General features: G+C 60.5%; 13 protein-coding genes and 1 riboswitch. Of the genes, 2 read left to right on the top strand and 11 right to left on the bottom strand.

What is annotated here, in order from left to right; translation table 11 throughout:
- Positions 1–117: 117 nt before the first annotated feature.
- Positions 118–903 carry a 1,2-phenylacetyl-CoA epoxidase subunit PaaC gene (gene paaC / locus ACTHND_RS00500; protein ID WP_440175252.1) on the bottom strand — a complete coding sequence of 262 codons (786 nt, stop codon included), beginning with the start codon at positions 901–903 and terminating at the stop codon, positions 118–120.
- Positions 904–1,272: 369 nt separating this feature from the next.
- Positions 1,273–2,313, bottom strand: a complete 1,041-nt coding sequence (locus ACTHND_RS00495; protein WP_440175251.1) for a glycosyl hydrolase family 18 protein — start codon at positions 2,311–2,313, stop codon at positions 1,273–1,275.
- A 109-nt stretch (positions 2,314–2,422) separates the two neighbouring features.
- Positions 2,423–2,479, top strand: a riboswitch (guanidine-III (ykkC-III) riboswitch).
- Between the two features lie 14 nt (positions 2,480–2,493).
- Here ACTHND_RS00495 and ACTHND_RS00490 point away from each other — a divergent pair.
- Positions 2,494–3,363: an EamA family transporter gene (locus tag ACTHND_RS00490; RefSeq protein ID WP_440175250.1), complete on the top strand. Its 870-nt coding sequence runs from the start codon at positions 2,494–2,496 to the stop codon at positions 3,361–3,363.
- Here the strand turns inward: ACTHND_RS00490 and ACTHND_RS00485 are convergent.
- From ACTHND_RS00485 to ACTHND_RS00455, 7 genes are all read right to left on the bottom strand, one after another.
- Positions 3,360–3,716: a Rieske (2Fe-2S) protein gene (locus ACTHND_RS00485; protein ID WP_440175249.1), complete on the bottom strand. Its 357-nt coding sequence runs from the start codon at positions 3,714–3,716 to the stop codon at positions 3,360–3,362. The genes ACTHND_RS00490 and ACTHND_RS00485 overlap by 4 nt on opposite strands.
- Complete coding sequence (gene maiA, locus ACTHND_RS00480) at positions 3,713–4,369, bottom strand: maleylacetoacetate isomerase (RefSeq protein ID WP_440175248.1); 657 nt, start codon at positions 4,367–4,369, stop codon at positions 3,713–3,715. The genes ACTHND_RS00485 and maiA overlap by 4 nt, the downstream gene beginning before the upstream one ends.
- Before the next feature lie 27 nt (positions 4,370–4,396).
- Entirely contained in the window at positions 4,397–5,662 is a 1,266-nt protein-coding gene (gene fahA / locus ACTHND_RS00475; protein ID WP_440175247.1) for a fumarylacetoacetase, read from the bottom strand.
- Between the two features lie 211 nt (positions 5,663–5,873).
- Positions 5,874–7,139, bottom strand: a complete 1,266-nt coding sequence (gene hmgA / locus ACTHND_RS00470) for a homogentisate 1,2-dioxygenase (protein ID WP_440175246.1) — start codon at positions 7,137–7,139, stop codon at positions 5,874–5,876.
- A 93-nt stretch (positions 7,140–7,232) separates the two neighbouring features.
- Positions 7,233–8,276, bottom strand: coding sequence for a 4-hydroxyphenylpyruvate dioxygenase (hppD, locus tag ACTHND_RS00465; RefSeq protein ID WP_440175245.1), 1,044 nt, complete (start codon positions 8,274–8,276; stop codon positions 7,233–7,235).
- A 2-nt stretch (positions 8,277–8,278) separates the two neighbouring features.
- On the bottom strand, positions 8,279–9,496 hold the full coding sequence (locus tag ACTHND_RS00460; RefSeq protein ID WP_440175244.1) for an amino acid aminotransferase: 1,218 nt from the start codon (positions 9,494–9,496) through the stop codon (positions 8,279–8,281).
- An 89-nt stretch (positions 9,497–9,585) separates the two neighbouring features.
- Positions 9,586–9,972: a hypothetical protein gene (locus tag ACTHND_RS00455; RefSeq protein ID WP_440175242.1), complete on the bottom strand. Its 387-nt coding sequence runs from the start codon at positions 9,970–9,972 to the stop codon at positions 9,586–9,588.
- A 160-nt stretch (positions 9,973–10,132) separates the two neighbouring features.
- Between ACTHND_RS00455 and ACTHND_RS00450 the strand changes: the two genes are divergently transcribed.
- A complete protein-coding gene (locus tag ACTHND_RS00450; RefSeq protein ID WP_440175240.1) occupies positions 10,133–11,062 on the top strand; it encodes a polysaccharide deacetylase family protein in 930 nt (309 codons plus the stop codon).
- On the opposite strand, the gene ACTHND_RS00445 is transcribed toward ACTHND_RS00450, so the two are convergent.
- Positions 11,059–11,922, bottom strand: a complete 864-nt coding sequence (locus ACTHND_RS00445; protein ID WP_440175238.1) for an isoaspartyl peptidase/L-asparaginase family protein — start codon at positions 11,920–11,922, stop codon at positions 11,059–11,061. The genes ACTHND_RS00450 and ACTHND_RS00445 overlap by 4 nt on opposite strands.
- Positions 11,923–12,059: 137 nt before the next feature.
- On the bottom strand, positions 12,060–13,610 hold the full coding sequence (locus ACTHND_RS00440) for a DHA2 family efflux MFS transporter permease subunit (RefSeq protein ID WP_440175237.1): 1,551 nt from the start codon (positions 13,608–13,610) through the stop codon (positions 12,060–12,062).
- Between the last annotated feature and the right edge of the window lie 30 nt (positions 13,611–13,640).

Here is a 13,640-nt window from a genome sequence, read left to right as displayed (position 1 = left end):
CTCAACATTCCCCCGTGCCGGCGGGGGCGGGCCGGTCGCCCCTGGGCGCTGACCGGCACACCCCGGGCGGGGTCCCGCCCGCAAATCTGCGTAATCTGTGGATCAACCTTAACTTTCTTACCAGCGTGGATCGGCCTCGTGCGGCGGGATCTGCATGTCGTGCAGTAGCAAGGCGACATGCTCGCTGTCATGGCCCTTGCGGCCCAGGATCACGGAGCGTTTTGCCTTGGGCGGCGTCAGTCCGGCCTCGCTCAAAACACTGGCAATGCGATGGTCGAACTCGTTGCGCAGGGCCGCCTTGCAGATGGATATGCCGTCGGCGAGCAGGGCATTATCGACCTCATCCATGATGAACAACTCATCGACGAAGTGGGACATGAAGTCCATGCTCTTGACCAGGCGCTGGTGGCTGACGCAGGAGGCGTCGCCCAGGCGGATCATCCAGTCACGGGCGAAATCGACATGATAGGCGACATCGCCGGCGCACTTGGCGGCAATGTCGGCCATGGCCTTGTCGGATGAGCCCTTGAGGGCTTCCAGGAACAGAAGCTGATAGTTGGAAAACAGGAACTGTCGCGCCAGGGTCTGGGCGAAGTCGCCATTCGGCTGCTCGACCAGAAGACAATTATGGAAATCGTGGGTATCGCGGCGGAAGGCCAGGGTATCGGCATCGCGGCCCCGCGGGTCATGCCGGGCGGCCAGTTCCAGCCAGAAGGTGGCCTGGCCGACGAGATCGAGCGCCAGGCTGGAGAGACCGAGATCGACTTCCAGGCTGGGGGCGTGGCCGCACCAGGCGCTCAGGCGCTGGCCGAGAATGAGGGCATCATCGCCCAGGCGCAGCGCATATTCAAAAACGGCGTTGTCGGCTTGAGAGGCGGGCTTCGCTTTTATGCTGGTTTTCATGGTGTTTTGTTCCCTGTATCCTTTTTCATTGGGGCACGGCCTGATGCGTTTCGACGCCAATGACAAAAAATGCTGCATCGGGACGTGATGCAGCATTTTCGCTATGTCTGGCGAGGCGCGCCGGCCGGTTTACGCACGCTGTCTGGGTGTGGCTTCGGGTTGAGGTGGTGCTCGGACCCTGGCTGAGGCGCGGAGGCGTAAACATGATTCGGTCTGTGGCGTTTTCTCTTGTTATTGAAAACACAATACAAAAAACCCGACGCAGGGTCAATTTCAAATACTGACATTTATGTCAAATTTGGAAAATTGACGACGATCCGGGATATTTTATCGTCTGATGCGGTGCGGTGGGAAAATATGCTGCGCAATTCACTCTGCAGTAGAATTGAGCGAGTCATGCAGCGCATCAAGCAGGCTGTTCGGCCCCGGCTGATCGGCCGTCAGTTCCCAGATCATGACGCCGGCACCGCTCTGCCGGGCCAGTTCGGCTTTCTGGCGGATCGTCGGGCGGCCATTATAGGTGACGTAATCGCAGCCGGCGCACGCCTTGCCGAGAATATCATTTTCGGCAACCGCATCGCCATATTCCGCCAGCAGACTCTTATAATCGTGGAAACCGAGTTTGTAGCTGCCGAAGGCATGGCCATAAAAGGGCACGCCAAGCACCAACTGGCCCTTTTTCACCCCGCGCGCCTGCCAGACGGCGATATCGTGTTTGGCCATATCCAGGGTGGCGTGCTCATCACCGGGCGTACCCCATGAAGGGCCAATGGCGTCATAGGACATGATGTTCACATAATCAAAATAGGGCACGGACGAGACCGGCACCATGCCGCCTTCAGCTGAAGCGGTGGCGCAGGTCAGCAGCTTGCCGCGTTTCTTGAGTTCGGCGCTCAGGGCCTGGATGAAGGGCGTATATTCTCCGGCCTTATCAATGGCCGTCAGCACATCCCATTCGAGATCGATATCCAGGCCATCGAGGCCGGTGTCATCGAGAAACTTTATGAGATTGGCCACGGTGACGGCGCGGTTTTCCGGCTTGAGCAAGGTGGGCCAGTCACCCGAGCATTTGGGAATAATGCCGCCGCCAAGGGAGATCAGCACCTTTACATTGGCCTTGTGGGCGCGGTCGATCACCGCCTGCACATCGCTCACCGGCAAGGCGCCATGTCCTTCGGTATCCATGCAGGCCATCAGGTCGCCATTGGTGATTTGCCCCTGCGGATCGGGATTGACAAAGGACAGGTTGATATGGGTGACCTTGTTCAGGTCGATCGTGTCCATATAGGGCAGCATGGGGCCCTTGAAGGCCGGCAGATAACCGATAATTACCGGTTTGGGCGCGGGCTTGGCCATTACCGGCGCAGCCATCAGGGCCGCGGACGCCATCAGGGCGACGAGCGATTTCATGGTTTTTCCTCCATTTTTCCGAAGGGTGGCCTACCTATTGGTCATAAGCAACAAGACCAATTTTATTTTTCCGATCCGTTGAGATTGTCATATCGAAACGCTATCCTGGGCGCAGATATTCTCCGGACGAGGTGCGCCGTACCCGGTTACGAAAAGACGACGCCACACCGGAGTCGAGCCATGTCTAAAAATCCCAAACTGTGGGCGATTGTCGCCATTCTGATCGCCATTGTCTCGGTGCAGCTTGGCGCCACGCTGAGCAAGCACGTCTTTCCGCTGGTCGGTTCAGAGGGCACAACGGCCCTGCGCCAGTTCTTCGCCACCGTCTCCCTGCTGATCGTCTTCCAGCCGTGGCGCGGCGGGCCGGAGCGCAGACACTGGCCGGTGCTGGCGCTGTATGGCGCCATACTCGGCGTCATGAACCTGGTGTTTTATGCTTCGATCGCCCGTATTCCGTTAGGGATCGCCGTGGCGCTGGAATTTTCCGGGCCTCTCACCGTGGCGATCCTGGGGTCACGCAAATGGAGTGACTTTATCTGGGTGGCCTGCGCCGTGGCAGGGCTGCTGATCTTGCTTCCGTGGGGAGACGGCAGCACGGCGCTCGATCTGCTGGGCGTGGTCTACGCCCTGATCGCCGGTGTGCTGTGGGGGCTTTATATCATTGTCGGCCAAAAGGTCGGTGATCGGGTCCACGGGGGCAAGGCCGTGGCGCTCGGCATGGCCTTTTCGACGCTTTTCACCGTGCCTATCGGTGTGGCCTTTGCTGGGGCGTCGTTGTTGTCGCCGACCATACTGCTCTACGGCGTCGGTATCGGTATCCTGGCCAGCGCCATTCCCTATGCGCTGGAAATGGTCGCGCTGAAAGCCATGCCGGCCAAAACCTTTGGCCTGATGATGAGCCTGGAGCCGGCCGTTGCAGCTCTGCTGGGACTCGTTATTCTGCATGAGTTACTGACGCCGCTGCAATGGCTGGCGGTGGCGCTGGTCATCATCGCCTCAGCGGGTTCGAGCCTGACGGCAAAGCGCGGCTCGAACGACGCAACGGCTTAAACGGTCACTATAAAACCGTCTTCAATTCGTACTGGCCACGGCGTCAGCGACTGTCCGGCGCAAGGACCGCCGACACACTGGCCGGAGGAGATGCGAAACAGGGCGCCATGCCAGCTACAGGAAATCAGGTCGGCCTGGGGCGTCAGGTAGTCGTCGAGTTCTTGCGCCAGGGGCAGGCCGGCGTGCGGGCAGCGGTCGACATAGCCGTAAAAGTCATTGGCCTTGCGTACCACGAAGCCGTGAAAATGCGCCTCGCCGATTTCCAGCACGAAGTTGCGCGCCGTGTCGGGCGCGATCAGATCCTTCGGCCCCAGTTTTACGCCGGCGGGGGTGGCGTAGACTCTTAAACTCATCTGGTATTGAAATCGACCGTATCGGCATCAGGCTGGTGCGCCGGATGGGCACGCGAAAAGGCCGGGTGCTCGTCGCAGCGTTCATTGACCGCCCGGATATTCGGGTAGGGATCAAGGCTGACACCGAAGCGCTGCGCGGAAAAAACCTGCGGCACCAGGAAGCAGTCGGCCAGGGTCGGGCGATCGCCGAAGCAGTAGCCGTTACCGTGCCGGCCGATCAGGCTTTCCAGGGCGGTGAACCCCTCGGCGATCCAGCCCTTGGCCCACATCTTTGTTTGCGCCTCGTCGGCGTTCCAGTCTTTCTTCAGTTCACGCAATACCCGCAGATTATTCAGCGGGTGGATATCGCAGGCGATCAGGCCCGCCATGGCGCGGACCACGGCGCGGTCAGCGGCGGCGCGCGGCAAAAGGGGGGGCTCAGGGCAGGTTTCCTCCAGCCACTCGATGATCGCCGAACTTTGCGTCAGGATATGGCCGCCGATATCGAGCGCGGGCACCAGACCTTGCGGATTCAGCGCCTTATAGCTGTCGAGATGCTGGGCATTGGTGCGCAGGTCATGACTGTCCTGTTTGTAGTCCAGTCCCTTGAGATTGAGCGCGATGCGAACGCGATAGGCGGCGCTGGAGCGCCAGTAATCATGCAATTTGAGCATCCTCGCCTGCTTTCTCTTATCTGGCTCTTATCCGGCGGGTAAAATACGCCCGCGGCAGTCTCCGAAGCCGATGCGGACAAAGTTGTCGGCTTCGGCATAGGCTCTCAAGATAAGCGCATCGCCGTCTTCAAGAAAGCAGCGTGTTTCATTTGACGGCAAACTCACGGGCTTTTTACCGCCTTCGGACAGTTCCAGCAGGCTGCCGGCGCTGTCTGGAGACGGCCCAGAGATAGTGCCGGTGCCCAGCAGGTCGCCGGTTTGCAGGTTGCAGCCATTGCTGGCGTGGTGGGTGACAAGCTGTGCCGGGGTCCAGTACATATGGCGCGCTTCGCTGTGGCTGAGGGCAACAGGCGGAAGGTTTTGCGCGCGCATGTCGTTGGTCTGGATCAACACTTCCAGGGAAAGTTTCAGCGCACCGTTTGCCTGATCGGCTTCGTCCCACAGATAGGGCAGGGGCTTTGGATCTCCGTCCGGACGGGGCGCCTGCGCCAGACGGAACGGCGCCAGAGCCTCCGGCGTGATGATCCACGGCGAAATGGTGGTCATGAAGTTCTTGGCGAGAAAGGGGCCGAGCGGCTGGTATTCCCAGGCCTGGAAATCGCGCGCCGACCAGTCGTTGAGCAGGCAATAGCCTGCGATATGATCGGCGCCCGCGGCAATATCGATAGGCTGGCCGAGTGCGTTGCCAGGGCCTATCCAGATGCCCAGTTCCAGCTCGAAATCGAGCCGCTTGCTGGGGCCGAAGGCGGGTGTCTCGGCATCAGGTGCTTTCGTCTGGCCTTTCGGGCGGATAACCGGTTCGCCACTCTGCCGGATGGACGAGGCACGGCCGTGATAGCCGATCGGCACATGTTTGTAATTCGGCAGCAGGGGGTTGTCCGGCCGGAACAGCTTGCCGACGGTCACCGCATGATGAATTCCGGCATAGAAATCAGTATAATCGCCAATATGCGTCGGCAGATGCAGGGTACAGTCGGCGGCAGCATGAAGATAAGGTTCGGCGGTTTCGCGGTACAGCGGATCACTGAGCAGTTTCGACAGTTGCTGGCGCAGGGATTTGCGCAGGGCTGGCGTTGCCAGGACCTCTTCGATCGTCACACTATCCTGCATCAGGCCGGCGGTGACAAGCGCCTGCCATTCGATGATATGTTCGCCGATAACCGTGCCCGGACGGGGCGCCTCATTGGTCGGCGAAAACAGGCCGAGCGGCAGGTTCTGGATCGGGAAGTCCGCATGGCCATTGGCACTGGCGACCCAGGAGGTCAGTTTCGGATCGTGGGTTGAGTCTATCATTCTGGCTTCAGTATATGTGGTGCGTAAGGTTTAGGTGATCCACAGATTACACAGATTATGCGGGCGCTACCGCGCCCTTCCGCATTTGTGTCGGACTGCTGAGCAAAATTGCACTTATGACGCTCCGCGTCGTTATAGCGCTATAGTCAGTTCAGACACCTAGGGCGTGGTAGCGCCCGCATAATCTGTGTAATCTGCGGATAAACCTTCTTTACTTCGGCAGTTCGGCCTTTTTGAAATTGTCCCAGCAGTGGTCGTAATCGCGTTGCAAAAGCGGTGTTTCCATCGCCCAAGTGGTCGGAATAAAGGGCAAGCGGCTTTCGAACATGAAGGCCATAGTCCCTTCAATCTTGTGCGGCTTCAGATCGGCGGCGATGGCGGCCTCATAGCTCGCCTTGTCCGGGCCGTGGCCGTTCATGCAGTTGTGTAAGCTTGCGCCACCGGGGGCAAAGCCGTCTGCCTTGGCGTCATAGGCGCCGGTGATCAGGCCCATGAATTCGCTCATGATATTGCGGTGGAACCACGGCGGACGGAAGGTGTGCTCGGCCACCATCCAGCGCGGCGGGAAGATGACGAAGTCGGCATTGGCGGTGCCGGGCGCCTCGGAAGGCGAGGTGAGAACGGTGAAGATCGACGGATCAGGATGATCGAAACTGACCGTATTGATGGTATTGAAGCGCCGCAGATCGTAGCGATACGGAGCCAGATTGCCATGCCAGGCCACGACATCGAGCGGAGAATGATCCACGCGGGCCGTCCACAGCCGACCGCAGAATTTCTGGATCAGTTCATAGTCGCCATCGATATCCTCGAAAGCGGCGACGGGCGTCTCGAAATCTCGCGCATTGGCCAGGCCATTGGCGCCGATAGGGCCCAAGTCGGGCAGGCGGAAAGGATGACCGTGATTTTCAAGCACATAACCGGTGGCATGACCATCCGGCAGGGCGACGCGAAACTTCATGCCACGCGGAACGACAGCGATCTGGAGTGGCTCGATCTTCAGCACGCCGATCTCTGTGAAGATCACCAGCCGGCCCGATTGCGGCACGATCAGCAGTTCGCCATCGGCATCGAAGAAGGCGCGGTTCATCGAGCGGTTGGCGGCGTAGAGCCAGACGGTCACACCGGTTTGCGCCGCCGGATCACCATTGGCGGCGTAAGCAGTCAGGCCGTCGATGAAATCGGTTGGTTTGTCAGGCGCAGTCAGCGGTGACCAGCGCAGGCGGTTGGGTGTCGGTGGTGCGAAGGTGGGGGCATCGCGGTAGGGTGTAAAGGGCGCGTGGCTGGCCGAAGGGCGCAAACGGTAAAGCCAGGACCGGCGGTTCTCGGCGCGTGGCGCGCTGAAGGCAGAGCCGGAGAGTTGTTCGGCATAGAGGCCGAAAGGGACTTGCTGTGGCGAATTCTGTCCGATCGGCAGGGCGCCGGGCACGGCCTCTGTGGCGAAGTGATTGCCGAAGCCAGTCATGTAATCTGACATTTGCGCCTCCTCCTATGGAAGTAAGAAACCCCACCACCGCATCTCCCTTTGGTCGTGCGGTCCCCCTCCCCGACAAGCGGGGAGGTACAAAGGTCATGCCACCTTGATCACGCCGCGCCGGATCTGGTCCAACTCGATCGACTCAAACAGCGCCTGGAAATTACCATTGCCAAAGCCCTGATTGCCCTTGCGCTGAATGACCTCGAAGAAGATCGGCCCGAATGTGTTCTCGGTGAAGATCTGCAACAATATGCCTTCTTCGCCGACATTACCATCGATCAGGATGCGGTTGGCTTTCAGGCGCTCCAGATCTTCGCCATGGCCGGGTACACGCTTATCGACGAGGTCATAATAGGTCTCGATCGTGTCCTGCAATTTGACGCCACGGGCGCGCAGTTTCTCGACCGTTTCATAGATATTGTCGGTGGTGAGGGCGATATGCTGGATGCCCTCGCCATTATACTGGCGCAGGAATTCCTTGATCTGGCTGGTATCGTCCTGGCTCTCATTGAGCGGGATGCGGATGGCGCCGTCCGGCGCGATCATCGCCTGGCTGAAAAGACCGGTGGCCTGGCCCTTGATGTCGAAATACTTCTGCTCCTCGAAGCCGAAAATCTGGGCATAAAAGCTCGACCAGGTGCGCATCTGGCCGCGCGCCACGTTGTGCGTCAGGTGGTCGAGTACCTGAAAGCCAACGCTGTTCAGGTGTTCATCATCCGCCGCGCCGGGCACAGCATCCCACTCAGCGTAAATATCGTGATCAACGAGATAGAGCAGCGAGCCACCGATCCCCTTCAAGGCGTAACTGCCTTCGCCCAGCGCACCTTGCGAGGCATCCGCCGCCTGAGCGCCATTTTGCAGGGCCAGGTCATAGGCCGCTTTCGCATCCGAAACGCGGAAGCCCATGCCATTGGCGGAAGGGCCGTGATGTCCGGCGAAATCGATCGCCTGCGGGCTGGCGGCGGTATTGAGCAGGAAGTTGATCGTCCCCTGCTTATAGCGGACGATATCGCGCGTTTTGTGGCGTGACGCGGCGACAAAGCCCATCATCTCCAGTTGCGCCGCCATGGCTGCGGTATCTGGGCCGGTGAACTCAACAAACTCAAAACCGTTCAAGCCCAAAGGATTAGAAGCCATTTTTATTCTCCTTTGCTGAGGTACGGGGCTAAGGCCGCGGCGAAACGCGTCAGGTTTTCAGAGGTCAGGCCGGCGATGTTCATCCGGCCGTTTTCGATCATGTAGATGCCGCGCCTCACGCGGAGTTCAGTGACGGCCTCGCGGCTGAGGGGCAGCAGGGCGAACATGCCGGTTTGCCGCGCCACCGATGCCAGTTGCGGCAGGGCGTGCGCCAGTTCGGCGCGCATGGCGTTCAGGCGGGCGCGCATGGTGGTGAGTTCGGCCTGCCAGCTCGCAGTCAGTTCGGGCGATTCCAGGATGGTGCGAACCACAGACGCGCCGTGATCGGGCGGCATGGACCACATGGACCGGCCAACCTTCATGCAGGTGGCGCGGGCACGCAGAGCGGCCTGGGCATGGCTGCCCTTTATCCACAGGGCACCGATACGCTCGCGGTAGAGGCCGAAATTCTTGGAGCACGAAGCCGTTACCAGTGCTTCCGGCACGATATCGAGCAGGGCGCGCATATCGGCGGCATCCTCTTCCATACCGTGGCCGAGGCCCTGATAGGCGATATCGACCAGCGGCAGGAGGCCCTTGCGTGCGCACAGATCGGCGATGGCGCGCCACTGATCGGCCGTGAAACCGGCCCCAGTCGGGTTATGGCAACAGGCGTGGAGGAGCAAAACATCACCGGTGCGGGCGGCTTCGAGTGCGCTCATCATTTCGTCGAACAGCACAGTCTGCGTCGCCTGATCGAAGAAGGGATGCTCCAGTATTGTCAGGCCGGCCGCGCGCATCAGGCCATAGTGATTGACCCAGCTCGGCGTGCCAATCCAGATACGGGCGTCCGGATTGGCACGGGCGATCAGCTCGGCCGCCAGGCGCAAAGCGCCGGTACCGCCGGGCGTCTGCATTCCGCAATAGCGGTCATCGGCGGCGCGGGCGGCGCCCAGTACAATCGGCGCCAGCAGCGAGACAAACCGCACATCGCCCTCGGCCGCCACATAAGCCTTGGTGGTCTGGGCCTCGGCAACGATTCGTTCAGCCTGGCGCGCCGCCTGCATGACCGGCGTACGGCCCTTCTCGTCGCCATAAACGCCGATGCCGAGATCAATCTTGTCGTCGCGCGGATCGCTGCGCAGTTGGCGCAATAGGGTCAGCATGGCATCAAGCGGCTGGTCGTCCAGCGCGTCGAAGAGCCGGGTTCCGGTTGGGCAGGCCAGGGCGTTGGCGGTCATGGCGGGTCTCACAGATATAGTATCCTATGAAACTATGCCTGTTGTCGCCCCGTGGCAATCCCTTTTTTGAAGTTATGGCCGATCTGCCGTCACGACCCCGTGAGAGCAGATTTTTTTCCAGTCCCCTGAAAAACCATGACGGCAAAGAAGACGATCTGCGCCGCGGTCACAATACTGCCAATGCCCACGACAGGCTTGTACCAGGAAGCCTGGGTTTGCGCGCCCCATATGCCGGGAATAAAGAGCAGCAGGCCCACGAGCGCCAGCCAGTAATGAAACGCGATTGCTTTGCGTGAAAGGCCAGGATGCGCGTTGTAAAACAATCCAGCGAGGAACATCCACACTCCGGCCACAAGGTTAATGTGCGCATGTGTGGGCATCTGGGTGAAATTCTCGGTGGCGCCCATATACACACCGAGTACAATGCCGATACACAGAAACACTACACTGGTACGCAGGAAAATATTACCGGTCATGATGTTCCCCCTCTTGGACCTCCTTGGCCCATTTTTGGATGCGCATAGTTAACGTAACGCTGTTTTTTGCGCAAGGGGCAACCGAGGCGATTGCCAGAAGCTGACTTCGGGCGCAGGGTAGCGCTAACGCCCATCAGAGGCGGATTAGGAGACTGCCCCCATGAAGCCTGTTGTTGCCCTGTGTTCCGCCGTTCTGTGTGCCTCCGCTCTGGCGCTTGCTGCTTTTACGGCTCAGGCCCAGACCGGTTTCGATGTCGCCATTACCGTGGATGACCTGCCGGCGCATGGCAGTGTGCCGCCGGGCGTCAGCCGGATCGATGTGGCGCGCGATTACCTGGCGGCGCTGAAGGCGCATAATGTTCCTGGCGTTTACGGCTTCGTCAATGCCGTGGCGCTGGAGCGCGAACCGGGCAGCGGGGCAGCGCTCGATATGTGGCGGGCGGCCGGCTATCCGCTGGGCAACCACACCTACAGCCATATGAATATCAATGCCGGCACGCTCGAAGCTTTCGAGGCTGATCTGGAAAAGGGCGAACCCGCGATCCGCGATCGCATGGGCAAAGAAGACTGGCGCGTGCTGCGCTTTCCCTATCTTAGCGCCGGTGATGAGGCCCATCATGCCGGGATCATGGCCTATCTGAAGGCGCACAAATACCGGATCGCCGATGTCTCAATCAGCTTCAATGACTGGGCCTATACCGAGACCTATACCCGCTGCATGGCAAAGGGCGATCAGGACACCATCGAGAGCATGAAGATCCAGTACATGCAGGGGGTGAAGGCGTCGATCGCGCGTTCCCTTATGGCGTCGCAGAAGGCCTATGGCCGCCAGATTTCACACGTCCTGCTGATCCATGAAGGCGCCTTTACCGCCCTGATGCTGCCGGAAGTGCTGACCGCCTTTGAAGAAGAAGGCGCGCATTTCGTGACGCTCGACCAGGCGCAAAGCGATCCGGCCTACAGCGCACCAAGCGCGCACCAGGGCGAGGGGCTGCTGATCGAGCGCACGGCGAAGGAAAAGGGCATCGACCTGGGAAGCGATGCGCCGCCCGATGTCGATATCAGCAATCTTGATGGGCTTTGCCGCTAAAACGCTTCCGAGACGATCTCACCTTCGCCGGAGAACCAGGCGCGCTTCATGCCCTGCGAGCGGAAGGGGACAATGACCTCACCAGCGCGATTGAGCGCGATCAGGCCGCCTTCGCCGCCCATATCGACGATCTGTTGCAGGACCGAGTCGGCGGCTTCGCTGAGCTTCTGCCCGCCGGCGTGGCGGAAGGCCAGTTGCGCCGAGGCATTGACGCGAATGAAGTATTCGCCCTGACCGGTGCAGGAAACGGCGGTCTGGCCGTCCGCCCAGGTGCCGGCGCCGATGATGGGCGTGTCGCCAACGCGTCCGGCCATCTTGCCGAAGACCCCGGCGGTCGAGGTAGCCGAGGCGAGGTTGCCATAGGAGTCGAGGCAGACGCAGCCGACCGTGCCATGCGCCAATGTGCCGGGGGGATGGTTGGACTCAAAACGTCCGGCGCGGGTGAAATATTCGGCCTCATCGGCGATCGAGGCAAAGCCCTGCTCGTGAGCGAAGAGCGCGGCGCCATCACCCGCCAGCATGACGTGCGGCGTCTTTTCCATCACGGCACGGGCGACGAGGACCGGATTGGCGAAGCCCTGCAGGGCCGTGACCGAACCACAGGTCTGGTCAGCGCCATTCATCAGGCTGGCGTCGAGCTCGTAATTGCCGGCCTGGTTGGGCGAAGCCCCTCGGCCGGCGACATAAAGCCCGGACTCTTCCAGTTTGCGGACAACCTCAGTGACGACATCCAGCGCGGTTGCCCCGGCTTTCAGAGCGTCGCGGGCGGCTTCGGTGATCTCGCGCATATTGGCGATCTCGGCGGAATAGTCGCGGCCCTTCTTGGCGCCGGCGCCACCGTGCAAGGCAAAAGCGATCATCTTCAGACTCCGTTACGTTTGTAACCGGCTATGACGCGATGCGATGAGGGATGCAAGATGAAGTTGGGAAAACCACCAATGAACACGAATAAGCACGAATATTAGTGTGCATTCGTGTTCATTGGTGGTTACGAAAATCAGTCCGCGGCGTGGGTGACGGGGCCCTGGACCAGGGTCTTGCGGCACAGCCAGACGGCGGGCACCAGCAGCAGGATGATGATAGAGGAAATGCGGAACAGGTCGACCGTGGCCAGCAGAAAGGCCTGGCTGGAGACTTGCCGCATGATTGCGCCGAGGCTCTGGCCCGCCGTCAGGCCGAAATCCTGCGCCTGATGCAGGGCATTCTGGAAGGCCGGATCGGTCATGCCCATCACTTCGGCCAGGCGGGTCTGATGCTGGGTTTCGCTGCGTTCCCACAGGGTGGTGACCAGTGAAGCGGCGAAGGAGCCGGCGATGATCCGCGCGAAGTTGCTGAGGCCCGAAGCCGCTGGCACGCGCTGGTGCGGGATGCCATTCAGCCCGATACTGATGAACGAGATGAAGAACATGCTCATCGCCGCCCCCATCACCAGCATTGGCAGGGTCAGCACAAAGAAGCTGGCGTCGGTGGTGAAAAGCGACCGCATGTAGAAGGACAGGGCGAACAGCAGCAGGGACACCGAACCCAGGATGCGGGCGTCATACTTGTTAAGCAGGCGGGCGGCAAACGGCGTCATGATCACGGCCACGGCGCCGGAGGGCGCGGCGGCGAGGCCGGCCCACGTGGCGATATAGCCCATGTTGGTTTGCAGCCACAAAGGCATCAGCAGGTTGGCGCCGAAGAAGATGGCATAGGCGATGCACAGGATGAGGGTGCCGAAGGCGAAGTTGCGCGTCTTGAAGAAGGACAGATCGACCATCGGGTTCTTGTCGTTCAGTTCCCAGATCACCCAGGCGATGAAGCCGATGATGGCGATGATGGTTTCGACGACGATGGCCGGTGAATTGAACCAGTCGGCTTCCTTGCCGGTGTCGAGCATGACCTGGAGCGCACCGACCCAGACGACTAGCAGGGCAAAGCCGGTGCGGTCGATCGGCCGCTGGAAGGTCGGGGTTTCGCGGTCGGACATGCCGCGCCAGCAGAAGAAGGCGCAGAAGACGCCGACCGGTACATTGATGAAGAATATCCACGGCCAGGTCATGTTGTCGGAGATCCAGCCGCCAAAGATCGGGCCGCAGATCGGCGCCACCAGGGTAGTCATCGACCAGATGGCCAGGGCCGTACCGCGCTTGTTAGGTGGGAAGATCATCATCAGCAGGGCCTGGGAGCCGGGGATCATCGGGCCGGAAACCGCGCCCTGCAGGATGCGGAAGAAAATCAGCGAATTGATATCCCAGGCCACGCCGCACAGGAAGGAGGCGATGGTGAAGAGGACAACGGCGGCGGTGAAGGTCTTAACCACGCCGTAACGCCCCATCAGCCAGCCGGTGAGGGGGACGGAAATGCCGTTGGCCACAGCGAATGAGGTGATAACCCAGGTACCCTGCGAGGTCGAGACGCCGAGATCGCCGGCGATGGTCGGGATCGAGACATTGGCGATGGTGGAGTCCAGCACCTGCATGAAGGTGCCGAGCGCCAGGGCGATGGCGGTCAGGGCCAGCAGGCCGCCGGTCATGGGGGCAGGCGCAGCATTAGCGGGGGAGGACATGAAGCGCCTCTTGTTCAGGATAGAAAAAGC

The organism is Asticcacaulis sp., assembly GCF_051954415.1.
GTDB lineage: Bacteria > Pseudomonadota > Alphaproteobacteria > Caulobacterales > Caulobacteraceae > Asticcacaulis.
Note: the sequence above shows the minus strand (reverse complement) of the source record. Positions and strands in the feature narration are given on the sequence as shown.